The organism is Streptomyces sp. NPDC042100, assembly GCF_055582325.1.
On the sequence record NZ_JBVJDK010000001.1, the window covers coordinates 363,741 to 389,677 of the forward strand.

Annotated in this window: 13 protein-coding genes; 5 read left to right on the top strand and 8 right to left on the bottom strand. The window is 69.0% G+C overall.

Annotation, left to right across the window (positions count from 1 at the left end; genetic code table 11):
* Positions 1-48 precede the first annotated feature (48 nt).
* A complete protein-coding gene (gene fahA, locus ACZ6J5_RS01745; protein WP_469386606.1) occupies positions 49-1,278 on the bottom strand; it encodes a fumarylacetoacetase in 1,230 nt (409 codons plus the stop codon).
* Positions 1,279-1,578: 300 nt separating this feature from the next.
* On the opposite strand from fahA, the gene ACZ6J5_RS01750 reads away from it, so the two are divergent.
* Positions 1,579-2,898 (top strand): LPXTG cell wall anchor domain-containing protein, encoded by a 1,320-nt coding sequence (locus tag ACZ6J5_RS01750; protein WP_469386608.1) that lies wholly within the window; start codon positions 1,579-1,581, stop codon positions 2,896-2,898.
* Positions 2,899-2,977: 79 nt separating this feature from the next.
* Here the strand turns inward: ACZ6J5_RS01750 and ACZ6J5_RS01755 are convergent, their stop codons facing one another.
* Both ACZ6J5_RS01755 and ACZ6J5_RS01760 read right to left on the bottom strand, forming a co-directional pair.
* Positions 2,978-4,975 carry a CocE/NonD family hydrolase gene (locus ACZ6J5_RS01755; protein ID WP_469386610.1) on the bottom strand — a complete coding sequence of 666 codons (1,998 nt, stop codon included), beginning with the start codon at positions 4,973-4,975 and terminating at the stop codon, positions 2,978-2,980.
* 21 nt (positions 4,976-4,996) lie between these two features.
* Positions 4,997-6,502, bottom strand: coding sequence for a peptide MFS transporter (locus tag ACZ6J5_RS01760; RefSeq protein ID WP_469386612.1), 1,506 nt, complete (start codon positions 6,500-6,502; stop codon positions 4,997-4,999).
* A gap of 175 nt (positions 6,503-6,677) precedes the next feature.
* Between ACZ6J5_RS01760 and ACZ6J5_RS01765 the strand changes: the two genes are divergently transcribed.
* The gene (locus tag ACZ6J5_RS01765; protein WP_469386614.1) at positions 6,678-7,688 is read left to right on the top strand and encodes a polyprenyl synthetase family protein; all 1,011 of its coding nucleotides are present in this window, start codon (positions 6,678-6,680) and stop codon (positions 7,686-7,688) included.
* An 82-nt stretch (positions 7,689-7,770) separates the two neighbouring features.
* On the opposite strand, the gene ACZ6J5_RS01770 is transcribed toward ACZ6J5_RS01765, so the two are convergent.
* Entirely contained in the window at positions 7,771-12,615 is a 4,845-nt protein-coding gene (locus ACZ6J5_RS01770; protein ID WP_469386615.1) for an FG-GAP-like repeat-containing protein, read from the bottom strand.
* A gap of 373 nt (positions 12,616-12,988) precedes the next feature.
* On the opposite strand from ACZ6J5_RS01770, the gene ACZ6J5_RS01775 reads away from it, so the two are divergent.
* Both ACZ6J5_RS01775 and ACZ6J5_RS01780 read left to right on the top strand, forming a co-directional pair.
* Entirely contained in the window at positions 12,989-20,005 is a 7,017-nt protein-coding gene (locus tag ACZ6J5_RS01775) for a polymorphic toxin-type HINT domain-containing protein (protein WP_469386617.1), read from the top strand.
* 1 nt (position 20,006) lies between these two features.
* Positions 20,007-20,402, top strand: a complete 396-nt coding sequence (locus tag ACZ6J5_RS01780) for a hypothetical protein (RefSeq protein WP_469386618.1) — start codon at positions 20,007-20,009, stop codon at positions 20,400-20,402.
* A gap of 97 nt (positions 20,403-20,499) precedes the next feature.
* Here ACZ6J5_RS01780 and ACZ6J5_RS01785 read toward each other — a convergent pair whose 3' ends face one another.
* The 4 genes from ACZ6J5_RS01785 to ACZ6J5_RS01800 all read right to left on the bottom strand — a co-directional run bounded on the left by ACZ6J5_RS01785 (position 20,500) and on the right by ACZ6J5_RS01800 (position 24,395).
* Complete coding sequence (locus ACZ6J5_RS01785) at positions 20,500-21,789, bottom strand: tyrosine-type recombinase/integrase (protein WP_469386619.1); 1,290 nt, start codon at positions 21,787-21,789, stop codon at positions 20,500-20,502.
* The gene (locus tag ACZ6J5_RS01790) at positions 21,789-21,971 is read right to left on the bottom strand and encodes a helix-turn-helix domain-containing protein (RefSeq protein ID WP_043409963.1); all 183 of its coding nucleotides are present in this window, start codon (positions 21,969-21,971) and stop codon (positions 21,789-21,791) included. Before ACZ6J5_RS01790 ends, ACZ6J5_RS01785 begins: the two co-directional genes overlap by 1 nt.
* Entirely contained in the window at positions 21,964-23,253 is a 1,290-nt protein-coding gene (locus tag ACZ6J5_RS01795) for a replication initiator (protein WP_469386622.1), read from the bottom strand. Before ACZ6J5_RS01795 ends, ACZ6J5_RS01790 begins: the two co-directional genes overlap by 8 nt.
* 194 nt (positions 23,254-23,447) lie before the next feature.
* A complete protein-coding gene (locus tag ACZ6J5_RS01800; RefSeq protein ID WP_469386624.1) occupies positions 23,448-24,395 on the bottom strand; it encodes an FtsK/SpoIIIE domain-containing protein in 948 nt (315 codons plus the stop codon).
* Positions 24,396-24,838: 443 nt separating this feature from the next.
* On the opposite strand from ACZ6J5_RS01800, the gene ACZ6J5_RS01805 reads away from it, so the two are divergent.
* Positions 24,839-25,237 carry a hypothetical protein gene (locus tag ACZ6J5_RS01805; protein ID WP_469386626.1) on the top strand — a complete coding sequence of 133 codons (399 nt, stop codon included), beginning with the start codon at positions 24,839-24,841 and terminating at the stop codon, positions 25,235-25,237.
* The last annotated feature ends 700 nt before the right edge of the window (positions 25,238-25,937 follow it).

Consider the following 25,937-nt stretch of genomic DNA (forward strand, 5'->3'; position numbering starts at 1 on the left):
GGCCGGCGGCCCCGGGGCCCCTGAGCCGGGCCCCGGGGCCGCCGGGTCTCAGCCCGCGTTCGGCGCGATCCGGCCCGTGACCTCGCCGAGCGCGACCCGGGTGCCGTCCGGGCCGGGGGCCCAGGCGGTCAGCGTGACCTCGTCGCCGTCCTCCAGGAACGTGCGCTTGCCGTCGGGCAGTTCGAGGGCGTCGCGGCCGTTCCAGGTGAGTTCGAGGAGCGAGCCGCGCTGGCCGACCTCGGGTCCGGAGACCGTGCCGGAGCCGTAGAGGTCGCCGGTGCGCAGGGAGGCGCCGTTCACCGTCATGTGGGCCAGCTGCTGGGCGGCGGTCCAGTACATGGTGGAGAACGGCGGCTCCGAGACCACCTCGCCGTTGATGGCGACGCTGATCCGCAGGTCGAAGCCGCCGGGCTCCTCCTCGGCGGCGTCGTCCAGGTACGGCAGCAGGCCGAAGTCGCGCGCGGGGGGCGCGACCCGGGCCGTGTCCAGGGCCTCCAGAGGGGTGACCCAGGCGGAGACGGAGGTCTGGAAGGACTTGCCGAGGAACGGGCCGAGCGGCACGTACTCCCAGGCCTGGATGTCGCGGGCCGACCAGTCGTTGAGCAGGGTCAGGCCGAAGACGTGCTCGCGGAAGTCGCCGAGCGCGACCGGGGTGCCGAGGGTGGAGGGGGTGCCGACGAGGAAGCCGACCTCCGCCTCGATGTCGAGCTTCACGGAGGGCCCGAAGACCGGCGCCGGGTCGGTGGGTGCCTTGCGCTGGCCCGCCGGCCGGATCACGTCGGTGCCGGAGACGACGACGGTGCCGGCGCGGCCGTGGTAGCCGATCGGCAGGTGCTTCCAGTTCGGGGTGAGCGCGTCGCCGTCGGGGCGGAAGATGTGGCCGACGTTGGTGGCGTGGTGCTCGCTCGCGTAGAAGTCGACGTAGTCCGCGACCTCGTACGGCAGGTGCAGGGTGACCGCGTCCAGCGGGTGCAGCAGCGGCTCGACGACCGGGCGGTGCGCGGGCACGGTCAGCCAGCCGGTGAGCGCGCGGCGCACGTCGCGCCAGGCGGTGCGGCCGGCGGCGAGCAGCGGGTTCAGGCTCGGCTGGGCGAGCAGCGCGGCGTACGGGGAGCCGAGCGCGTGGGCCGCGGCGCCCGCGTCGAGTACGTGGCCGCCGATCCGGACGCCGAGCCGCCGCCTGCCGGGCTCGTCGGCGGTGCTGAAGACGCCGTACGGGAGGTTGTGCGGGCCGAAGGGATCGCCCTCGGCCAGGTCGAGCGGGCTCTGCTCGGGCATCGGTGCTTGCCTCGCTTTCCAGGTGTGTGGGGGACACGTTACGGGGCGGGCGCCGAGGCGCGGATGACATGAGTCACACGGAAAGTGCGGCCTCCGTGGGCAACTGTCCTGGTTTAAGTCTTTTGCTCTCGCTGTGTGTTCACTGTGCGTTCGCTCTGGGGAGGCGGGCGCGGAAACTGGTCTACTCCAGGTCGGGTTCCGGCCATACGATCATGAGGTCGTCGCGCCGCGTGAGGTATCCGCGCGCGCGGCCCCCACACACGCGTTCCCCATCCCAGTCCGACCTGGAGAAGGACCATTTTGAAGCTCCGTCGCATTCTCGCGACCGCCGTGGCCGCCGCGGTCACCACCCCGGTCGTGCTCCTGTCCGCCGCCCCCGCGTTCGCGGACACCAAGCCGGACACCAAGCCGGGCACCACGCAGGACACCAAGCAGGACAAGGGCGCCGCGCCCCACGCCGACAGCGCCAAGATCGAGGGCCTGCGCCTGGCGGTCGCCAAGGCGCAGGCCGAGTACGACAAGACGGTCGTGGCCGCCGCGGACGCCCAGCGCGCCATGGTCGACTTCGAGAAGCCGGGCAACCCGCTCGCCGTCGCCCTCGACAACGCGAAGAAGGCGGCCGAGCTCGCCGCCGAGGCCAAGACGGCCGCCGACGAGGCGCTGAAGAAGGCCGAGAAGGCCCTGGCCGAGCTGCCCGAGGGCACCTCGGACGCCGACAAGGCCCTGGCCGAGAAGGCCGTGGAGGACGCGCGGAAGCTCGCCGACGAGGCGAAGACCACGGCCGAGACCAAGGCCGCGGCCCAGTCCGCCGCGCGCAAGGCGTTCGACGACGCCCGCGTCGACCTCCTCAAGCGGATCAACGAGGCCGACAAGGCCAAGGCCGCCGCCCTCAAGGCGCTGGACGCGGTCAAGGCCGCGCTGAAGGAGGCGCTGGAGGAGGAGGAACTGCCGGAGTGCGAGGGCGACAAGAACGTCGCCGCCGGGCTCGTCGGTCCCGCGAAGGTGAGGGCCGGTACCAGCGCCGTCTACACCCTGACCGTGATCAACAAGAGCAAGACGGTCACGTTCGAGGAGGTCGAGGCGGGCGCCGCGCTCTACAGCCTGATCGACGGACAGGACCAGTACCTCCACCTGGCCTGGTCCTCGGTGGACAGCCCGAAGTGGACGCCGGTCGACGAGTTCACGGAGATATCCGCCGTGGCGTCGGTCAAGCCGGGCAAGTCCTACGACTTCAAGCTGAAGGTGACCGTCGACGCCGAGGCCGCCGCCGGTGAGGCCTCGCTCGACGGCGACGTCGGCTACTACAACGAGGACGGCTCCTGCGGCAGCACGTGGGCCGGTGGCACCGCGATGATCCCGCTCGACATCCTCAAGGCCGACAAGCCCGCCCCCGGCAAGGAGTCCGACAAGGGCACCACCGGTGGCAACGGGAACACCTCCGAGCAGGGCGGCTCGTCCAAGACGCCCGTGACCAACGGGTCCGGGACCGGCGGCACGCTCGCCAAGACCGGCTCCAGCGAGTCCACCCTGCCGATCGGCCTCGCGGGCGCCGCCGCTGTCGTCCTCGGCGCGGGCGCGATGGTCGTGGCGCGTCGTCGCAAGGCGGGCGCGGACGCGTAGCCGTCCCGGTCGCACAGGCCCCACCGCCGGCCCCTCCTCCGCGCACGTACGCGGGTGGGGGGCCGGTCCCGTACGGGCCTCAGCCCGCCGTGCGCGGGATGGCCCGCTCCCACGTGCGGTGGAACACCACCTCGCCGCCCTCCTTGCAGATCACCTCGTTCGAGGTCAGGAAGGAGTCGGCGTCGCAGCGGATCTCGGAGCGGGTGTCGATCGTCACGTCCCAGGCGAGCTCCGGCCGGTGCAGCCGGATCGACCAGTCGGAGCGGGTCCGGGCGCTCAGCGGGTCCGCCTCGTCGATCGTGTACGTCTCCAGGGCGTCCTCGGTGAACTCCAGGCCGTCCGGGTAGACCCGGGTGCCGCCGTAGCGCGGGTCCACCTCCAGCCGCCACTCGCCCTTGGCGACGTCCCGCACGACCAGCCGCTCCGGCCGGGGCTCCTCCAGGGTGGCCGGGTAGCTGACGCCGAGCGGCGCGGACTGCTCGGGCTCGCCGAACTCGACGGCGTCCTCGGTGGGGGCCCGTACCGGCAGGGTGAGCGAGGAGCCGGCCGGGTCCAGGGTGAAGCCGGCCGCGTCGGGCTGGGGCCAGATCCAGGGCCAGTACGCGGAGGAGACGGCCAGCCGGACCCGGTGGCCGGGCGGGAAGGTGTGGCCGATCCCGTTGAGCTCGAAGCCGACGCTCTCCCATTCGCCCACCTGGGCCTCCACGGCCCGGTCGCGGCCGTAGCGGGCGGAGAGGTTCAGGACGCCCCGGGTGACGAGGGTGGAGGAACCGTCGGGGGCGACGTCGCAGAGCCGGGCGGCGACCTGCCCGGTGGGCGCGGCCGACATCAGGTGGAGGGAGACGGCGGGTCTGCCCAGGATCTCGATGGGGGCGCCGTCAGCGGGCACGGGGAGGTCGAAGCAGGCCGAGTAGGCGTCCTCGGCGCGCTGGTCGGGCGGCAGGTCGCCGTCGTTGCCGAAGGGGAAGAAGCGGCCCGCGTCGAGGCCGGTCTGCTGGGGCGAGACGACCGGGACGGGGGCGCCCCCGAAGGCGTACGTGACGGGGGTGACGTGCGGGGAGGGCCAGGCGGGGTCGGCGACCCAGCGGCCGGGCAGCTCCTCGTACACGGTGGCCGGCGGGTGCGAGTCGCTGATCCAGGAGCGCAGCAGCGGCTCGGCCATGACGTCGTTGTCGGCGCCCTTGAGGTGGTGGTCCCACCAGCGCAGGGTCTCCTGGAGGAAGCCGATCGCCGGGCCGGGCGGCAGCCCCCGGTCCGGGTACTGGTGGGACCAGGGCCCGATGATGCCGCGCACCCGGTCCTGGGGGAGGTGCTCGACGAGCCGGAGGACCGTGTCGCGGTACGGGTCGTGCCAGCCGCCGACGGCGAGGACGGCCGCGCCGATGGCGGAGTAGTCCTCGCAGACGCTGCCGTGTCTCCAGTAGGCGTCGCGGGTCTGGTGGGCGAGCCAGGTGTGGATGAAGGGCTCGACGGCCGCGAGCCGCTTCAGCCACAGCGCCCGCCACTCCTCGCCCGCGTACAGGGGGTCGGGCGGGCGGCAGACGAAGGCGAGCATGGTGGCCGCCCAGGCGTGCATGTCCACGGCGAGCACGGAGCCGCCCATGTAGTGCACGTCGTTGTCGTAGCGGTCGTCGGTGGAGCAGACGGTGACGATCGCCTTGAGCGGTTCGGGGGCGAGGGCGGCGATCTGGAGCGAGTTGAAGCCGCCCCAGGAGATGCCGAACATGCCGACCTTGCCGGTGCACCAGGGCTGCTCGGCGAGCCAGTGCACGACGGCGACGCCGTCGGCGAGCTCCAGGGCGTCGTACTCGTCGCCGGGCAGCCCCTCGCTGTTGCCGTGGCCGCGCACGTCGACGCGTACGGAGGCGTAGCCGTGGCCCGCGTACCAGGGGTGGCGCTGCCAGTCGCGGGGGGCGGTCCAGTCGGTGAGCCGGTAGGGCAGGTACTCCAGGAGGGCGGGCACGGGCTCGTCGGTGACCGGGCGCCACACCCGGGCGTAGAGCAGGGTGCCGTCCGGCATGGGGATGCGGACGTCCTCGTGGCGGGTCTCGTACGGGAAGTCGGTGCGGATGTGCATGACGGACCTCGGCGGAATGCGTCAGTGGACGGGGTGCATGGTGCGGCGCAGCCAGGGCGCCAGGGCGATGACGCCGAGGCCGACGGCGACGGCGATGGCGCCGTTGACGCCGAAGTACGCGGGCTTGGAGACGTCGTCGTAGAGCTTCACGGTCTGGGCCTGGATGCCGTTGGCGAGGGCCAGCGAGAGGAACCAGAGCGACATGGTCTGGCTGCCGAAGGCCTTGGGCGCGAGCTTGCTGGTGGCGGACATCCCGGAGGTCTCCAGGAGCACGTCGCCGAGGCCCAGCAGCAGGTAGGAGCCGACGATCCACCAGGCGGCCATCTCGTACGTGTCGTCGGCGTGCCCGGAGGTCGGCAGGACCATGAGGAGGAAGGACAGGCCGCCGAGGATCACACCGAAGGCGATCTTGTTGGAGGCGTGCGGCTGGCGGGTGCCCATCCGGGCCCACACGGCGGCCACCACGGGCGCCAGGAGCACCTCGAAGGCGCCGAGGGCGGAGGCGTACCAGCTGGCCGGGAAGTCGAAGCCGAGGATGGTCGTGCGGGCGTTGGTGGAGGCCAGCAGCATCATCGTCGAGTACGCCTGGAAGAGGATGAAGTTGAAGGCGACGGAGGCGAGGAAGAGTACGACGTACGGCCTGAGGCGGCCGCGCTCCTCGGCGGTGACCCGGGGGCTCCGGAACATGACCCAGAAGTAGACGACCGGGGCGATCACCGAGATGAGGGTGAGCAGGTCGACGAAGCGGGCCATGGTGAGCCAGCCGGCCAGCGCGAGGGCGGTGGCGGCGGCGGCGGTCACGAGCGCCCCGACGATCATGATGCGGACGGCGCGGCGCAGGGCCTCGGGGGCGAGCGCGAACTCGGCGGAGTGCCTGCGCCCAGCCAGGTGACGGCGCCCGGCCACGTACTGGATCAGGCCGAGGGTCATGCCGACCGCGGCGGCGGAGAAGCCCCAGTGCCAGCCCTTGTGGTCGCCGAGCCAGCCGGTGATCAGCGGGCCGGCGAAGGCGCCGATGTTGATCGCCATGTAGTAGAGCGCGAAACCGGCGTCGCGGCGCTCGTCGTCGGTGCGGTAGAGCTTGCCGACCATGGTGGCGACGTTGGGCTTGAGCAGTCCGGTTCCGGCGCTGATCAGGCCGAGCCCCACCCAGGTCATCGCGGGGGCGGGCGCGGCCATGGCGTAGTGCCCGCAGGCGATCAGGATGCCGCCGTAGAGGACCGCCCGGTAGGAGCCGAGGATCCGGTCCGCGAGCCAGCCGCCGGCCACCGAGACGAGGTAGACGAGGGTGCCGTACGCGGCCGAGACGGACGCCGCGGTGCCGGGGGCCATGCCCATACCGCCGTGGGCGACGGTGTCGGCGAAGTACAGGACGAGGATCGCCTGCATCCCGAGGAACGAGAAGCGCTCCCAGACCTCCAGGCCGGAGAGGGTGAGCAGCCCTCGGGGCTGCCCGAAGAACGCGTGGTCGTCCTCGGGCGGCGGCTGCTCGCCGTTCGTGTCGGTGTCGATCGTTGTTCGGGACAAAACGCCTACTCCTGGTCGTATGAGCTGATCACGAACATACCGGGGGTGACGGGAAGGCGCCCACGGTGATCGAAACGTGACCGGATACGCTGGCTTGAGCGAAACGACCGACACATCGACAATCCGAGTGATCGGAACAGCGTCAGCAGGCGTCAGCAGACAGGAGACCCCCCTCGTGACCGTCGTCGGGCCGTTCGGTCTTAGCGTGCGGGACCAGGCTCTCGAAGCCGATGTCCAGACCGGATTGGCGGCGGTGGAGGCGGGCCTCCTCGACGCCACCAAGAGCGCCGTACCGTTCATCACGGAGGCCGCCCAGCACCTGGTACTGGCGGGCGGCAAGCGCTTCCGGCCGCTGCTCGTGATGCTGGCCGCCCAGTTCGGCGACCCGTACGCGCCGGGTGTCGTGCCCTCGGCCGTGGTGGTGGAGCTCACCCATCTGGCGACGCTGTACCACGACGACGTGATGGACGAGGCGGACGTGCGCCGGGGCGTCGACAGCGCGAACACCCGCTGGGGCAATTCCATCGCCGTCCTCACGGGTGACTTCCTCTTCGCCCGCGCCTCGCACACCCTGGCGGACCTCGGACCCGAGGCCGTACGCATCCAGTCCGAGGCGTTCGAACGGCTCGTGACCGGCCAGATCCTGGAGACGGCGGGCCCGCAGGACGGCCGCGACCCGATCGACCACTACCTCGACGTCCTCGGCGGCAAGACCGGCTCGCTCGTCGCCGTCGCCTGCCGCTTCGGCGCGATGATGTCGGGCGCGGACGCGAGTGTCGTCGAGATCCTCACCCAGTACGGGGAGCGGCTCGGCGTCGCGTTCCAGCTCGCCGACGACGTGCTGGACATCGCGTCCGACTCGCACGAGTCCGGCAAGACCCCGGGCACCGACCTGCGCGAGGGCATCCCGACCCTCCCGGTCCTCCACCTGCGCGCCGCCGCGGCGGCCCACGGGCGCCCGGAGGACCTGGAGCTGGTCGCCCTCGTCGACGGCGACCTCACCGACGACGCCCGCCACGCGGAGACCCTCCGCCGCCTGCGCGTCCACCCCGCCCTGGAACAGGCCCGCCGCGACACCGTCCGCTACGCGGAGGAGGCCCGCGCGATGCTGGCCCCGCTGCCGGACGGCTACGCGAAGGCGGCCCTGGAGGAGATGTGCGACGCGGTGGTGCACCGGGCGGGGTGAGGCTTGTCACGGGGGCCGCCTCCCTGACGGGACGCGGCCCCTGCGCCCGCGGCCGGCGGGAGCCGCTAGCCGTTACCCGCTGTCACCAGGTACCGGGGGATGCGTACCAGCTGCGGACAGGCCGGTCGAGGCTTCCTGTCTCGTTTCCGTAGAACGTGTACACCCGGGTTTCCCCGCTGGTGAGACTGCGCGACAGCGAAAGGTCGGGACGCTTGTCGTTGTTCACGTCGCCGGCGACTGGGTATTCGGGCATGCCCATGGAGAGGCCACCCAGCATGCCTGAGTAGGGCGTCTCGTAGGTGTCGAAACCGCCATCGATCCGTGCCCGGAACAGGTTCACCTTCATCCCTCCACCGCCACTCAGCAGGACGAGGTCATCGCGGCCGTCCACGTTGTAGTCGGCCGTCGCCAACCTGATCAATCCGTGGGGCCATCCAGAGTCCGGCACGTTCCACGACTTCAGCGCGGTGTTGAGGGACCCGTCGGGCTTCGACGTGAACGTGAACAGCGCGCCGGCGCCGCTGGCGTAGTCGTAGTAGGCGACGATGTCGTCCCGGCCGTCGCCGTTGGTGTCACCGGCGGTGTACGTGGCGTTGTCCTCGTACCAGTCGCCTGCGTTCGACTTGAACACCTGCACCGGGTTGTCGAAGGTCCCGTCGGTGCGGGCCAGGCGCTTGAAGAGCGCGGTGACGCCGCCGCCGTAGTCGTAGCTGAAGGCGAGGTCGTCCCGGCCGTCCCCGTTCAGGTCGCCGGCGAAGACGGAGCTGAGCGACCAGTTCCAGGTGCCCGCCGGGAGAACCGAACTCCGGATGGGCTTGGGCTCTCCGACCGGCTGGGACAGGAAGGACCAGATGGTGACGGACCCGTCCGCGTAGCCGTAGAACGCCGCCACGTCGTCGCGTCCGTCCTTGTTGAAGTCGCCAGAGGCCCACTTCGCCTTCGTGTAGTCGAAACCGCCGGCTTCCGCCGACCAGACTTCCTGCGGAGCGTTGTGGCCCCCGTCGAGGTTCGCCTTGGCCACGTAGATGCCCGTGGTCGCGTTCTCGTAGTTGTAGGCGGTGATGATGTCGGTCCTGCCGTCGCCGTCGACATCGCCCGCGAGCTCGGTGCGCAGATGACGCGTTCCATCAGTCCAGCCGTGCTGCGCGACGTAGCCGCTCTCCCGGTTCCAGCGGATGTAGCCGGTCTCGAAGTCCGAGCGCCGACCGCCGGCGGGAGCGGACTCTTCGGAGGTCGGAAAGCCGAGGCTGCCGGCGTGTCCGTTCAGGCTCAGCCAATGGCTGCGAATGGCCCCCACCACCGGCCAGGCGCCGGTCGCGCTGCTCCAGTAGAACGAGACGTTGTCACCCGTGGTGATCCCGCTGCGGAAGTTCTGGTACGCGCCGGGCTTGGTGGCCGTGGCCATCTCGTCCGTGGTGGGGTATCCGTAGTCCGCCACGCCACCGAACTCGAGGTACCGGGTGTAGATGCCGCCGTGGATCTCATGGGATCCGGTGCCTGAGCTCCAGTAGAGGGCGCCCGCCTTCCCGGCCTTGCTGAACGTCGAGAACGCGCCACCCGAGACGTTCGTCGGCCGTTCGTCGGCCGTCGGATAGCCCAGCAGCCCGGTCTCCCGGCCGAGAGCGGCCCACTTGGCGAAGTTGGCACCGACGACGGACCAGGTGCCCGTGGAGTTGCTCCAGGAGATGGCACGGTCGGTGGTGGTGATGCCGGGCCGCGCGAAGTTGGCGTACCGGCCGCCGTCGCTCACCGCGGAGACCGCCGAAGTCGGCTTGCCGAAGGCCGCGACTCCACCCAGCGCCTTGAACTTCGCCAGGATCGGTCCACAGACCTGGAAGGTCGCCGTGCCTCCGGAGGCAGCGGGCACCGCCTCGCAGTCCGCCCAGGAGAGGCCCGTCGTGAACAGCAGACGAGAGGACCCGAAGGCGGATCCGCCGCTGGGCGCCCGGCCCGGGAACTCCACGGTCCGGCCGGTGCCGTCGCGCGACCAGAGGTCGGGGTGGCCGTCGGCCTCGAAGTCGCCGCTGGTGGTCAGATGCGGGTAGGCCGCTCCGGTGAAGCCGGTGCCGATGCTCTGCCGCTGCGTCGCGTCGCCGTAGACGGTCAGATCGGCGAGCGTCGAGGCATTCGGCTCGGGCGTGCTGAGCCGTCGGCTCGGGTACTGGTAGACGGTTCCGGAGCTCGGGTCACGGACCCAGATCTCGGGAATCCCGTCTTTGGTGACGTCTCCCGGCGACATCACCGTCATGTTTCCCCAGTCGCCGTTGCCCAATGAGATCGGCTGCGGGGAGACCTCGTCCAAGAACTCGCTCCCCCGCTTGCCGAGGTAGAGCCAGAGCGACGAACCCGCCTTGACGAGCAGATCAGGGTCATCGGCGTCGGTGAGGGCGCCGTCCCCGTTGTCGTCGTTGAAGCTGGGGACGGAGACGATCTGCGCACCATTGCGCCAGTAGGCGTGGTTGTCCGAACCGGGATCCGTGTCGCCTTCACCGGGGACCGTCAGACGCCGGACTCCGGACGCGTCTCGGTCGAGCGTGCCGTTGCCTCCGCCTCGATGTGCCCAGAGTTGGTAGACCGAGGGATCGTCGGCCGCGGGCCGCAGCGCGATGACGTCCTCGTAGTAGTCCTGATCGTCCCAACTGCCGCCGATGGTGAGGGTGGCGTCGGCGAACGAGCTGTCGTGCGCGAGGACTCCCGTGCCGAAGGTGCCGTCGCCGCTTCCGGGGTACGTCCAGAGCTGCCCGGTGCCGGGGTCGACGTTGACCAGGTCGATGGTGGTGTCCCCGTTCACGTCGCCGAGCCGGTCCCGCTCGGCCGCCCGCGTGGGGATGATCGGATACACCTTGGTGTCCGAGCGGTTGTTCGCCGCGTCCTCACTGCGGACGTAGAGGTTCTGCGGGCCCGCGTGGGGCGGCCTGAAGGTCACGCTGGCCGAGCCACCGACCTTGGTGGCCTGTACGGTCCTCTCCCTGGTGTCGGAGTCCGTCGACCAGACGAACTTGGTGACGTCCGACACCCCGTTCGCGTCGAAGACGAACGTCCCATCGGTCCGGGCGGGGTTCGCACACGGACCGCCGTCGGTGGCCGGGCATGCCTTGGTCACGTCTTCGGGGAACTGCGCCGAGGAGACCTTGGGCTGCTCCGACGGCCGGTCCCAGTCGTAGGTGAACTGGCAGCGTCCGGCCCACGGACTGTTGCTGATGGCGTCCCTGACGATGACGTCGTACCAGTACGTCCCCGACTTGAGCGTGGTGCCGGCCGGGATGCGCCACATGGCCGTGCTCCCGCTGCTCACGTCGACGGTCTTCGACGTGTAGCCCGAGGCCGTGGTCGAACCGAACCGGAACTCGGCCTTGAGCCCGATGTCCTCCGCGTCCCTCACACGTGCCCGCAACGTGATCTGGTCAGTGGTCCCGATAGTGCCTCCGGTACAGGGGACCAAAGGGTCGATGGCCAGTGTCGGCTTGGCGGGCGGCGTGTTGAGAAGGGTGGAGACCCGTGCGGAGTTGGGGTCGAACTTGCGCCACGAGACGTCGATGGCGTTCGACTGAGAGGTCAGCACGAACGCCCAGTAACTCCACTTGCCTGAGGCGGCTTTCGAGATCGCGGCCGTCACGTCCAGCTCCACCAGCCCCGCGCTGTCCGCCGGGCAGTTCCTGCCGCCGAACGACTCGCCCGAGGAGTCCACGACCTCACCGAAGGCCGGCTGGTTGTTGTACGTGATGTTCGTCGGCAGCTTGTTCCCGAGGGTGCGCACCAGAAGGTCGCCGGAGTTGCAGGACCAGGAGCCGGCATGGGTCTGCTTGATGCGCAGCGTCGACCTGATGACCTGCTTGCCCCAGGTGTTGGCCGTCGAGACGCGGAAGTAGGTGTTGGCCCGTACCGTGCCGCCCAGCTGGGTGTCGTTCGCGTAGCCGACGCGGGCGAAGTCGGAGATGGTCCCGCCGTTCCAGTAGACGGTGTCGGCGCTGCCGGGGTAGGCGCTGTGCTGATAGGCGATCGACCAGGCGTTCTTCCACGCGTCCGGTGCCCAGACCGGGTCGATCACGACGGGGTAGACCGTCTTGGGGTCGTTCAGCAGCGCGGTGTCCGGCGTGAGGGTGAGCTTGCCCTGACCGAGCTCCACACCCAGGAGGGCCTGCCGAGCCCCTTCCGCGGCTCCGTCCAGCGTGTCCTGCAGCGAGCGCTTCGCGGGCGACGCGGCCTTGGGGGTCCTGGGGTCGGCGGGGGTCGCCGACTCGGATCCTCCGGAGTCCCACATACGTGGCTGCGGCGCGACGAAGAGGGTGCTCTGGGAGGGGGTCGTGACGCGGATCTCGCCGGTCGCCCCTGTCTTCACCTCCGTGCCCTTCGCGCCGAGGCCGATGTCCACGGCGTGGAGTTGCGGGTTCTTCGCCGCCGCCCGGGTCTTGACGACGAGGGCGTGGGAGAAGTCGGTGGTGCCCGCGGTCACCGTCAGGTCGACGCCGGGCAGCACCTCCGGGTAGGTAGCCGTCCGTCCGGCCACCGTGGGCTCGGGCAGGACGCCGTAGGGCCAGGTGAGAGAGAGGCTGCGTCCGTCGCGCACCATCGTGGCGAAGGTTCGGTCACCCCCGGCGGAGAAGGAGACGTCCATGGCCGAGGCCTTGGGCGCGAGCCGGCCGTCGGAGCGCCCGGCCAGCGTCGGGTCGATCGTCACCAGTTCCGCTCCATGGCGGACGCGGACCGGGAGGATCGAGCGGTCGACACGGTAGGTGCCGTCCGGGTTCGCGTACACCTCGTCCGTCTCGGTGCGCCGGGAGACGATCTCCACGGGCTTCCCGGTGCGTACGGCCTCCTCGACGGCCTGCCCCGCGTCCCGGACTTCGCTTGCCGTTCCGGGGGGTCCCGCCGCGGCGGCCTCGGTGGCGTGCCCGGGCGGCGCGAGAGAGAGGAGTCCTGCGGACATCGTCAGGACGACGAATGCCGAGAACCCTCTCCGTAATCCCCCCGATGAATCGGATGATTTTGACCTGAACAGTGTCATGGCAGTGCGTTCCGTTCCCATCCTTGATGTCAAATCGTTTTAATCCCGACGCCCCCCCCCGATGGAAATCGCCGGGATTCGAGCCGGTATCGAAGTGATTTCTAGCAGGCGGCCTTGAATCGACGCGACGTGATTCAGGCCGAGTTGACGGAATTCAGCCGATCTCTTCGGAGCTCCTTGTCACGACCTCTCTTCTCTGCGTAGCGTGCGCTTCATCGTGTGATCATTAATCCAGGGGTGGGGGATCAGCGTGTCTTTTCGGCGTGCGAGAAAGCGGTCGAGGTCGAAATCTGCGGTGTGGCGTTCCGGCCTTTTCGCGCTGGGGCTGGCGTTGCTGGCCTCCGGCGGTTCGTTGCCTCCCGTCGCGCAGGCTGCCGAGGGGCGCGGGCTCGCGGAACTCCAGAAGATCACCGACGTCCCGGCCGCCGTCGGCACAGCCCGCCCCGCACCGCCGCCGCCTGCCGAGAGCGCGGACGCGGCCCGCCGGCAGGCGCCCGCCGTGAACTGGCCGAAGCCGGCGACGGCGCAGGTCACCGTGCCCAGACCGACCACGGGTCTGGTGGCGCGGACGCGGGCACAGGACGCCCTCGCGCGAAAGAACACGGCTGCTCCGAGCGCACCTGGTGTGCGGGCCGGCGCCCTTCCGCTGCGCATCGCCGTCGGGAACCCCGGTGCGGCCAAGGGGGCCAGGACGCCAGGAGTCGACGCCCCCGAGATCGGGGCGAAGGTAGCGGTCCTTCCCCGGGAGGCCGCCCGCAAGGCAGGCGTCCAGGGGCTGCTCCTCTCCGTGGCGCGCACTGACACCGGCGCGGGGGCCGCCCCGCTGTCGGTGGAACTGGACTACCGCTCCTTCGCCCATGCCTATGGCGGCGCGTGGGGTTCACGGCTCCGGTTCACGACCCTGCCGGCCTGTGCCCTGACGACACCGGGCAAGGCCGAGTGCCGCACCGTCGGCGCGGTGTCCGGCGCCAACGACGCCGCGTCTGGGGCCCTCACGGGAACCGTCGCGGTGCGTTCCGCCGCCGAGGCCGACGGGCCCGTCGTCCTCGCTGTGACCGGTGGCCCGTCCGGCCCCATGGGCACGTACAAGGCGACGACCCTCAGCCCCACCGGCTCGTGGTCGGGGGGTGGCTCGGCGGGCGACTTCTCCTGGTCCTATCCCATGGAGATCCCGGCCTCGCTCGGTGGTCCCGGCCCCTCGGTCGCTCTCTCGTACTCGTCCGGATCGGTGGACGGCAGGACGGTCGCGACCTCGCAGCAGTCGTCCTGGGCCGGCGACGGCTGGGACATGGGCGACAACTTCATCGAGCGCAGCTACGTGCCGTGCGTCGACGACCGCAAGCCGGACAGCGGGTTCAACAATCCGACCACCCACATGACAGGTGACCTCTGCCAGGGTCCGCCGATGGTGTCGCTTTCGCTCAACGGCTCATCGACGTCGCTGGTCTTGGACGACAAGAGCAAGAAGTGGATTCCGGCCGACGACGACGGCTCCAAGGTCGAGATCCGTACGGACACCGACAACGGGGACAAAGGAAACGAGTACTGGGTCGTCACCAACACCGAGGGCGTCGAATTCCACTTCGGCCGCAACCGCCTGCCCGGCTGGAAGACCGGCCTGCCCGTCACCAACTCGGCCTTCACGGTGCCCGTCTACGGCAACCACCCCGGGGAGGAATGCCACGCCGCCGCCTTCGCCGACTCGGTCTGCGACCAGGTGTACCGCTGGAATCTGGACTATGTCGTCGACCCTCGCGGCAACGCCCTGACGTACTGGTACACCAAGGAACGCAACTACTACGGCGCGAACGTCAGCGCCACGGGAACCTCGACGGCGCGCGGATACGACCGCGGCGGCTGGCTGAACCGGGCCGCGTACGGGCTGCGCTACGACAACCTCTTCGCCCCGGCACCGGCCGAGGTCGTCTACGGAGTCGCGGAGCGCTGCATCGTCGTCACCGGAGTCTTCGACTGCGCCGCGTCCAAGCTCACCCCGACCGCGCCTCCGGACGTCACCAAACGCTGGCCCGACGTCCCCGCGGATCAGCTCTGCGCAGCGGGCGAGACCTGCACCAACCGCACCTCGCCCACCTTCTTCACCCGTAAGCGCCTGGAGACGGTGACGACCCAGGTCCTGAAGAACGGGGTCCCGACCCCGGTCGACACGTGGACGCTGGATCAGGAGTTCCTTCCCACCGGTGACGGCGCCGTCGCAGGGGAGTACCCGCTCTGGCTGAAGAGCATCCGGCACACCGGACGCAACGGCGGCGATCTTCCCATGGAACCCGTCACGTTCGGGGGCACGCAGCTCGACAACCGTGTCGACAACGACGACGACGGGGACCCCCCGCACAAGCGCTGGCGGATCAAGTCGATCCAGACCGAGACGGGCGCACGCACCGTCGTCACCTACGCCCCCACCGAGTGCTCCACGACCCCGGGTGCGGTCAAGCTGCCCGCCTCGCCCGCGGACAACACGCTGCGCTGCTACCCGGTGATCCAGGAGACCAACGATCCGAAGGACCCGTCCGGGACGAAGAAGATCTACACGACCGACTGGTTCCACAAGCACCGGGTCGACCAGGTCCGCGAAGAGGACATCAACGGCACCTCGCCCGCTCGCGAGACCAACTACCAGTACATCGGCACCCCCGCCTGGACCTACGACGAGAGCAGCGAGCTGACCAAGGAGCCGGCCCGCACCTGGTCGGTCTACCGGGGGTACGCCAAGGTGCGCACCTTCGTCGGAGTCGCTCCCGACAAGCGCTCGCAGACCGACACCCTCTACTTCCGGGGCCTCGACAACGACCGCAAGGCCGACGGGACGCGGCGCCTGGTCAAGGTGACGGACTCCGAGGGCGGACAGGTGGTCGATCACGCGCTGCTCGCAGGCCAGATCCGGGAGACCGTCTACTACGACGGTGAGGGCGGAGCCCTGCATTCGGCCACGCTCAACACCCCGTGGACCAAGGGGCCCATCGCGACCCGAGACCGTACGGCGACCGGCGCGGCGCCGCTGGAGGCGTGGCGCAAGGGAGTGGCGTCGACGGAGTCGCGTTCTGTGCTGTCCGGTGGGCGCGAGCAGCGGCGTACGGCGGTGGAGCACACCTACGACGATCGTGGCCGGGTCAAGAACACCACGAGCCGTGGCGACACCAAGGACCTGAACGACGACACCTGTGCCAAATACACCTATCTCGACAACGCCGCGAAGTCGTTCTGGTCCCAGCGCACTCGGACCGAGGTCCTGGCGAAGGCGTGCGATGACCGCACCCTCAGCAGCCCGGACGACGTCATCTCCGACGCCAAGGTCACGTACGACGCGGTCGGCAATGTCGTGGGAACGGAATCGCTGAAGGGCTACGAGGGCTCCACGCCGCTGTACGAGCCTTCCGGTTCGTCGACCTTCGACGAGTACGGGCGACCCACGTCCATGACCGACGTGTACGGCAAGACCACGAGCATGGCCTACACGCCCGCAACGGGCTCGGTGGTCACCAAGACCGTGACCACCAACGCCCTCGGGCACACGGCGACGACCGAGGTCGACCCCGGCCGCGGCCTGCCCGTCGCGCAGACCGACGCCAACGGGCGCAAGAGCGTCATGCAGTACGACCCGCTCGGCCGGATGACGAAGGTGTGGTCGCCCGACCGCGACTCGCTCACCGCGACCCCGGACGCCGAGTTCTCGTACACCGTCGGGCCGTCGGCCCCCGTCGTCATCACCAACAAGCGCCTGCTGGAGAACGGCACCTACCGGGTCAGCTACGACATCTATGACGGCGCACTGCGGCTGCGCCAGACCCAGAACCCTGCGTCGGGGGGCGGCCGTGTCATCACGGACACCTTCTACGACAGCCTGGGGCGGGTATGGAAGGAGAACGCCGGCTACTACAACAGCGCCGGTGAGCCCGCTCCGGTCATGTTCCCGGCCGTCGACAACGGCGTTCCGTCCTCCAGCGTGACCACGTACGACGGAATGAGCCGTCCGACCGCCACCATCGCCCGCAAGTTCGCGATCGAGACCTGGCGCACCACGACGACGTACGGCGGGGACTGGACCGCCGTCGATCCGCCGAACGGCGAGACACCGACGATGGCGCTGGTGGACGCGCTCGGCCGCAAGACCGAACTGCGCCAGTTCAAGGGCGACGCGCCGAGCGGCGACTACGACAGCATCACCTACCGCTACAACCGGAAGGGCCGACTGGAGAAGGTCGTCGACCAGGTCGGCAACGAATGGTCGAACACGTACGACATCCGCGGGCGGATCGCGTCCAGCACCGACCCCGACAAGGGCACGAGCACCTTCGCGTACGACAAGGGCGATCGTGTGGTGTCGACGACGGACGGGCGCAAGCCCGCACGGACGATCGCCATGGTCTACGACGACCTGGGGCGCGTCACCGAGACCCGTTCGGGAACGGTCACCGGCCCCAGGCTGACGTCACAGACGTACGACACGCTGCCGGGAGCTCTGGGCCTCCCCGTCGCGTCAACCCGGTACGTGGGAAGCGACGCCTACGTCCAGGCCGTCACCGGGTACGACACCGAGTACCGCCCCAAGGGGAACTCGATCACCATCCCCGCCTCCGAGACGGGGCTCGCCGGCACGTACACGTTCTCCAACACGTACACGTCGCGGACCGGGCTGCCCTACACGGCGACCCAGCCCGCGGTCGGCGGACTGCCCTCGGAACGTGTCTCGGTCGGCTACAACATGCTCGACGCCGTCACCACGATGTCGGTGGCGGGAAAGACCTTCGTCGCCGGCACCGAGTACACGCCGCTGGGTGACGTGCTGCGCACCAGGGTCGACTCGGCCGGCAAGCAGCTGATCTCCAGCTACGCCTTCGACGAGCAGACCCGACGGGTCACGAGGGCGACGCACGACCAGGAGGTCGGCACTGTCGGGACGACGCGGATCAGCGACACCACGACCGCGTACGACACCGTCGGAAACGTGACCCGGATCACCGAGAAGACCGGTGACAACCCGACTCCGGCCACCACCGACGTGCAGTGCTTCGCCTATGACTACCTGCGCCGGATGTCGGACGCGTGGACGTCGACGGACGACTGCGTGAGCAGTCCCGGATCGGCGGGCCCCGGTACGGCTCCCCAGGTCGGCGGGCCTGATCCCTACTGGCACTCGTACACCTTCGACGCCGCGGGCAACCGTCGGACGGAGACCCGGCACGACACCTCGGGGGACCCGGCCAAGGACGTCACCCGGGCGTACGCCTACGCCACGGGGCTGCCGACGAAGAGCCGCCTCTCCAAGGTGACCACGACGGGCCCGCAGGGCTCCCGCGAGGAGCTCTACGGGTACGACGAGGTCGGCAACACGAACACGCGCACGATCCAGGGAGACACCCAGAACCTGGAGTGGGACGTCGAGGGCCACCTGCAGAAGGTGACCGCGGGCCAGAACGACACCTCGTTCGTGTACGACGCGGGCGGCAACCGCCTGATCAAGCACGAGCCGAGCGGGGCCACCCTGTACCTGCCGGGAACCGAGCTCAAGGTCGACAAGGACGGCAAGGTCGTCAAGACGACCCGGTCCTACGGCCATCCGGCCGGTCCCGCCATGGTCAAGGTGGCACAGGGCGGCACGATCACGACCTCCTACCTGCTGTCCGACCGGAACGGCACGGCCACGACCTCCGTCGACGCGACGACGAAGGCGGTGACGCGGCGCAAGTTCACCCCGTTCGGCGAGGAGCGCGGTCAGGCGCCGTCCGTGTGGCCGTCCGAGAAGGGGTACATCGGCGGCACCAAGGACGATTCCACGGGGCTGACGCACCTGGGGGCGCGCGAGTACGACCCGGCGCTGGGACGTTTCATCTCGGTGGATCCGCAGATGGACATCGCCGAATCCCAGACGATGAATCCCTACGCGTACGGCAACAACAGCCCGATCACGTTCGCGGATCCGTCGGGCCGTGCCTTCTGCGCCGACGAGAACTGCAGGACCAGGGTCCAGACGGAGGGCAAGACCAAGGACGAGGTCGGCGCGGAGAAGCCGAGGGCCCCGGGGGGCGGCGGCGGGGGTGCGCCGACGAAGCCGAGCTCCACGGTGAGCGAGGACGACGTCAAGAAGGCGTCCGCGATCAAGAAGAAGTCCAAGGCGGACATCATTCTCGAGATCGCCATCGAAGTCGCCAAGGACATGAGCGGCTTCAACGACATCAAGGACTGCATCGGGGGCGATCTCTGGGCGTGCGGCTCGATCGCCCTGGACGCGGCGATGCCGTTCGCCGGCAAGGCGAAGAAGGCGCTCAAAGCCCTGAAGACCGCCTGGAAGATGTACCACCGCTGGGAGGACGAGGTCCGCTGGGCCACCCGCATGCTCCGGCGGGCGGACGACGAGGCCAAGGCCATGGCCAAGTACACGGAGGACATGGCCGCCTGGAAGAAGGAGGCGGACGCGGCGAAGGCCGCGGCGAAGAAGGCGGACGAGGCGGCGGCCGACGCGGCGAAGAAGGCGGACGGTAGCGCCGACGAACCGACGAGTTGCGCCGTCAGGAACAGCTTCACCCCCGACACGAAGGTGCTGCTCGCCGACGGATCCGCCAAGGCGATCAAGGACCTGAAGCCCGGGGACGAGGTCCTCTCGACGGACGAGAAGACCGGAGAGACGGCCGGCAAGGACGTGGCCGCCGTGATCATCGGCGAGGGCGAGAAGCACCTCATCAAGATCACCGTCGACACGGACGGCACCAAGGGCGACCGGACGGCCCCGATCACGGCCACCGACGGCCACCCGTTCTGGATCCCGGCCCTCCGCGAGTGGGTGGACGCCAAGGACCTGAAGCCGGGCCAGTGGCTCCGCACCAGCGCGGGCACCCACGTCCAGGTCACAGCGGTCCGAGCCTGGACCCAGCCGGCGAGCGTACGCAACCTGACGGTGGCGGACTTCCATACGTACTATGTGCTGGCGGGCGCCACACCGGTCCTCGTTCACAATTGCGGTCCGGGCGGCCCGGAGTTTGGCCAGCCGTGCACCTGCAGTTCTGATCAGAGCTTTGCGAGGCTCGGAACCAGCAAGGAAAGTACTGGCCGACTCTCCACTCAAGCACAAAAGGCGGAAGAGAACCCGAAGTCATTCGGTCACGGACTTTCGGTGCGAGCGGTCGATGGTCCGGTTGAGGGTGCATCTGTAGCAACCAAGGAGCAAATAGAAGCAGCAGGGTTCTCACTAATCTTCACCCCCACTCGAAATCTACCGATGCATCACACCCTGATAATCCCTAAACCGGTAGACTCGACAGTTCAAAGAGGGTTCAATACAGTGTTTGGGCGGAGGTAGGGTGAGCGAGAGTTCGACAGAACAGCTTGACCAGCTGCAGGTTCTGGTCATCTTCGATTGGCGTGATGGGCCAATCGAAGGGATCGTGAGGCGTGAGAGCGGCGACGCCTGCTGGTACTTCAAACTGTTCGCAGAGCGGCTGGAAACTGAGATTCTCGACGATCGACTTTTCGCCCTCTGGGCCATTCCGGGTTCGGATAGCTCAATCCTGTGTGAAGAGTTCGGAGGGAATGGTCAGAGCGGCTACGTTTGGCCGGTATCTGGCGGGCTCGGTTCGGCCAGGGCGCGCAGCATCGTCGACGAGCTACTGTCTGCCAGGTCAGGATCGCCGATTCTGATCATGCGAACTCCGGATTTTGTTGAGATATTCGGCGTTTGGAATGTGGCGCTGGACTGACCAATAGCGGAAAAATGTGAGAGGCCCCACCGAGATTGATTCTGGTGGGGCCTCTCGTGTGTGTTGGGGCCTTTGACGGCAGTAGTTGACGGCAACGTCAGCGGATGGGGGCTGCACGGAGCGGTGGCTCGTCGCGGTCGTCGCGTTGGCAGGTGGCCTCGTTCGAGAGCTGGAGAGCATGGCTGAGTAGGTCGATGGCGTTGCGCTGGAGGCGGAGTCTGACGTGGGCGTAGACTGTGGCGGTGACGCCGATGTGGGCGTGGCCGAGGAGCTCTTTGATCACGACGAGTTCGACGCCTTGCTCCAGGAGCAGGGTGGCGGTGGAGTGCCGTAGGTCGTGGAAGCGGATGCGGCGGAGCCCTGCCCGATCGAGGAGGGCACGGAAGCTGCGATTGAGGTTCGCGGGATCGATGGGCCCACCTGCCTGTGTGGTGAAGACGAGGCCGTTGTTCTTCCAGCCCTTCTCTGCCGCTTCGCGTTCTCCTTCCTGACCTTCCCGGTGTTCCTTCAACGAGTGGACGCACTCGCTGGGAAGGGCGATGCGTCGTTCGGATGCCCGGGTCTTGGTGGGCAGGTAGGTGAGTCCGCTGGTGCGGGTGCGCTGGAGCGAGCGCCGGATGCTGGCCGTTCCAGTGGTGAGGTCGAGGTCTTCCCAGTGGAGGCCGAGGAGTTCGCCCTTGCGGAGTCCTGTGCGGAGGGCGAGTTCGTACAGCGCGTGGAGCCGGTCGGCGCGGGCTGCGTCGAGGAACTTGCGAGCCTCTGTCGCAGTGAGGGGCTGGAAGCGCCTGGGCCGGTGCGCAGTGGTCTTGACGTTCCGGGCGACGTTTCGGGGCAGCTCGTCCTCCCGGACAGCATGTTCCAGTGCCGACTTGAGGACCGAGTGCACGTAGGTCACGGTCGAGGGGGACAGCTGCTTCTGGCAGCACTCGCCGATGGCGCAGCACTTCTTCCGTTCGGTGTCGATTTCCTTGGTGCAGCACTGGCAGGTGGTGCGGAGCCGGTCGAGGAAGGTGCGGACGTCCTTGGCGGTCAGCCTCGCGACCTTCTTGGTGCCGAGGCCGGGGACGAGGTGAAGGCGGATGCAGGCGGCGTAGCGGGTGTGGGTGTTCTCGCGGAGCCGGTGGACGGCGACGCCGTTCAGCCAGTACGTGAGGTAGTCGCCGACAGTGCTGTCGGCGGTGGCGACGGGGAGACCGCGGTTGCTGTCGGCGATCTTCTCGGCGAGTTTGTCCGCGGCTTCTCTCCGCGTGGTGCCATAGACGCGGACGCGTTTGCGGGTGCCGTTGGCGGCGAGGACGTAGCCGGCTGCTTCCCAGCGGCCGTCCTTGCGCTGGTAGATGGTGCCTTCGCCGCTGGCGCGGGCTTGCTTGCGCTTGGGGGCGGTCATCAGGCGGCCTCTTCCAGGTGGCGCTGAACGTAGTCAGCGAGGGCGTGGGCGGGGATACGGCGGGCGCGGCCGATGGTCAGCGAGGCCAGGCGGCGGGTGCGCAGGAGGTCGTAGAGGGCGGAGCGGCCGATCTTGAGTCGGGCCATGGCCTCGGGGACGGTGAGGAGTTCATCGTCACGCACGAGTCGCTACCTCCTGTTCGCCCGTCGGGCCACCCCCGATGAGTGCGGCGAGGCGTTCGAGGTCAGGTGTGAGGCCGGTGCCGTCGTAGGCCCAGTGGGCGAGGACGAGGGTGGTCGGGGAGGGCGGAGGGGTGTGACGGCGGTGCCAGGCGGCGCGGGCGGCCCGGAGCGCGCCGAGGGTGGTGGAGTAGGCGCGGGTCTTGGTGGAGAAGTGGCCGCGGAAGCCGAGCATGTGGGCCCACTTGCGCAGGTTCAGGTGCTTGAGGTCCTCGCGGACGCCGAGGGCCCAGGCGGTGCGGATCATGCGGGCGGCGTGCTCGGGCACGGACTCGAACCAGAGATCGGTGATCCTCTTCAGCCGGTGGTCGAGAGTGCCGGTGGCGGCTTCGGTGCCCTTGGTGGCGTACTTGGCGACGTATCCGGCGACCTTGTCCTCGGTGATCGTGGTCCCGCCCTGGAAGGCCGTGGACCGGATGATCCTGGTGTCGATCTGCTCGCCGAAGGCGAAGGAGAGAGCGCGGCCGTTCACCTCGGGCCCGTCGATGTGGGCGCGGGTGGCCGCGATCCGGATCGTGTCGGCGAGGAGTTCCGGCGTGGCCCAGGCGGGCGGCGGGGTGTAGGGGCCTGCCGGGCCGTCGAGGCGGATCACTGCGTGGAAGTGGATCAGCCCGCGCTGCTGGTACTCGGCGACCTTGGCGTACGAGACGCGGGCGACCTTGTGGAGCAGGCGTTGCGGGACACCGGCTGCGGCGGTGATGGTGCGGCGCAGGTGGAGCATGAAGCGGGCCCACAGGGCGGGGGCGTGGGCGTTCCACAGCACGGCGCCGGTGTAGTCGTACCGCTCGGGGTCGAGCGGGGTACCGAGGAGCGGGTCGTCCTTGGTGTGGGTGTGTCCGCAGCGGCAGCGGGTGGAGCCGCCGGTGCGCCGGCCGTGGACGGGGCCGTACGAGGGCGCGGTGAGGGTGGCGAAGACACGGGGGTGGCTGGCGACCTGGTCGGGGATGTTCTTGCCGCCGCGCAGGCCGGCGGCGATGAGGTGGTAGGTGTCCTGGCGGTACAGCTCGGCACAGGAGGGGCAGCGGGTGGTGCGGCGGTTGCCGCAGCGGACCAGGAGATGTCCGGCGGGAAGTTCCTTGGACTTCAGCTCGCGGAGGATCTCGCCGGTGAAGGCGTCGATCTCGGTGCGGTGGCCTTCGAGCCGGATGGGCTGGGCGCACCTGCCGAGCGAGGACAGCTGTCGGACCAGGCCGAGCAGGTCGCGGTACCCGGTGAACGTGGGCATTGCTGCTGTGACTGGTTCGGGGCGGGGGATTGTGGCGGTGGGCTTGTGCGGTGGCATGCTGGCGGGACCTCTCTGCGCTGCGGCACACGCGTGTGCCGTGGATGGACGGGGAGGGAGGCCCCGGCAGGGGCGAGGGTTTGGCGACTACACGCCCTTGCCGGGGATCACTGCGAAGCGGGACCAGGAGGCGGCGGTCACGCGGCCTTGTCCAGGTCGACGCGGTCGGGCAGGTCGCGGACCTTGAGCCCTTCGGCGCACATCAGGTCGTTGATCTGCCAGCAGGCTTCGGTGGGCAGGTAGACCGAGCGCAGCCGGACCGGGGTGCGCATGTCGCCGACGGAGGCGATGGAGACACCCTGGGGCATGGTGCGGTCGGCGGCGGTGAGGTCCAGTTCCCGGCCGTCGGGGAAGAGGTGCAGGAAGTCCTCGATGGTGTCGACGCGGTGGCAGATCCGGGTGGAGAGGTTGGTGCGTACGGCGGTGGTGAGCACGTCGGCGGAGGGCTTCTGGGTGAGCAGCCACAGTCGGATGCCGAACTTGGCGCCCTGGCTGGCGATGGCCAGCAGCTCCGCCTCGAAGCGTTCGCGGGCCTTGCGGTCGGGGTGTCGGGTGTAGTTCGCCACCTCGTCGATCACCACGAGCAGCAGCGGCAGCTCGGGGCTGAATTCGGTGATGCGGTCGGTGTGACCGGACCAGAACAGCCGTTCCCGGCGCTTCATCTCCTCGCGCACCCAGCGCAGGATGTCGGTCGGCTCATCGGGGTGGATGGCGTCGGAGACCTTGTAGGCGGTACGCCACCAGGGCGCGACCGCGCCGAGGTTGGGGTCGATCACGATCAGGCGTACGTCCCGCATGAGGGAGGCGTAGGCGAGCAGGGTATTGACGGTGATCGATTTGCCGGAGCGGGTGAGGCCGGCGACGAGGGCGTGCGCGGAGTAGGCGAGGTTGAGCACGATGGGGGTGCCGTCCTCGTCCCAGCCGAGTAGCACGTCATCGGTGGAGACGAACTGACCCGGTCGGCAAGCTGGGGAGCCGTCCGAGCCGAGGAGTGGTGAGCGGATCACCGCCTCCAGCGGCTCGCGCCGGAAGCCTCGCGCGACGATCACACCGGGCTTGGGCTGGCTGATCCGGATGCGCCTCATGCCCCAGGCGTCGCACAGGCCCTGTGGAGAATACTTTGGAGTCGCACCGAAGGATTCCTTTAGGATTACCTTCCATTTGCCGAATGCGCGCCGTGCGCAGGCTTTTCAGGATGCAACGGAAGGTCATACATTCGGGATCCATGATGGCGGGCGGACTTTGAACTGTGTGACTTATTGCGCCAAGGTCCTGGAAGTCGGAGGTGTCGACGTTCCCTCGGGAGGCGCTGGCAAGCTGGAGGAATGGCTGTTCTTCGTGTTTAACAATCAATAATCGATTCATTCGTAGAGGGAGGGTGGGAGTGGTATCGCTAGATGTTGCTGGATTCAGTTTTTCCGAGGCGGGGGCGCTGGCCTGTGTCAGCACGTTGCGGATAGAGGGGGCGCTGGCATCCGTGGCGGGGGAAGCAGGGGCTGTGGAGCCCTTGCGGACCGTCAGGCGGGGTGTGCTTGCCATCCTCGCCCGGCACTTGGGCGGGGAGATGGACCTGCCCACGGCTGCCGCGGGCTTCTCGGCCGACTGGCGCATGGGTCAGGAGTTCCCCGACTCGCATCCTCTGGCCCGCTTCTGGTGGGAGGGCTTGCTGGTCGGCTTCTACGCCTACGTCTCCGTGAAAGAGGCAGGGGAGGAGCGGCTCGGGCAGTGCTTCGAGCAGGGACGGAAAGCGGCTGCGCTGTGGCCCCGGGGGATCAGCGGGGGGCCGGTGGGCAGTCTGCTGGAGTTGGAGATCGCCCGGCAGAACGAGTCATTGAGGTGTGTGCGGGCCTCGGGGGTGGCCGCGCTCTGGGACTTGGCCGAAGAGGACGAGCGGCTGTTCCGGCGGGTCACAACGCCGTTGTCGTAGGTGGGGTCTCGGGAGTGGGCGGTCCTGGATGAGGTGCGCGGCATGATGAGGGCCTGGTGGAATATTCTTCGGGCTTCGAATCTCAAATCAGTGAGTGTGGAACTTGTCGGGCCCTAGCGATGAAGAAATCTGTCATTTGACGCAATTGAGGAAAGAGGCGCGCAAAGGGGCTGGCTGTTGGCCGGCCAGCCCGGCGATCCTGGCGCCAGGTTCTGCTGGTGGGAGACGCTCGTGGAGGTCTCCCTGGACCGGGTGCGCAATGACGCACTGTCGACCTCGAGTCGACGCAAGTACGGAGTGTTGGCCGCACTCGCAACACGGAAGCTGTGGAGCTGCGGGTCATTCCCTCCTGGAAGGGGGTTATGCGGCTTGCCTTCCTGGTTTCTGAGTACGGACGGTACCCGGGTAGTGATGTCCAGGAAGTCTTGCATCCGGATCGAGTGGCTGAGGATGCGCTTCGGGTGATTGGGCGGTCCCCCGAAGAGATCGCGAGGGTCGCGGACGATTGGGTATCGCGCCCCATTGGCGAGATATCCGAACTGCGTCGGGTGAAGAATATCGTTCGTGCCTTGACTGCAATGCAGTCGTGCGTTCTCGATCCCACACTGCGTGCGACCCTCCTGCGTTGGATGGAAGTCTGTGAGCGGCTGCCGTAGACAGTGCGGAAGGCTGGCGTCCCGCCATGACCGCGAAGACGGAT